A 318-nucleotide genomic window follows, 5' to 3' on the forward strand; every position below is an offset into this window, starting at 1 on the left:
GGCGCTGCCGGGCTTCGCCCTGCCGGACGTGCCCCTCACCCTCGAGACCCTGCGGATCCTCCTGCCCTACGCGGCGACGCTCGCCGCGGTCGGCCTGCTGGAGAGCCTGCTCACGGCGCAGATCGTCGCCGACATGACCGACACGGGCAGCGACAAGAATCGCGAGTGCATGGGCCAGGGCGTGGCCAACATGACCTCGGCCCTGTTCGGCGGCAGGGGCGGCTGCGCGATGATCGGCCAGTCGGTGATCAACGTCTCGTCGGGTGCCCGCGGGCGCCTCTCGACGCTCGTGGCCGGCGCGTTCCTGCTGGTGCTCCT

General features: G+C 72.0%; 1 protein-coding gene. It reads left to right on the forward strand.

Annotated features, from left to right (window positions below; translation table 11 throughout):
* Positions 1–318: SulP family inorganic anion transporter (locus tag ACLBX8_RS31805; RefSeq protein ID WP_447716425.1), on the forward strand; the 318-nt coding region annotated here is incomplete at both ends.

Source organism: Methylobacterium sp. D48H (assembly GCF_053345715.1).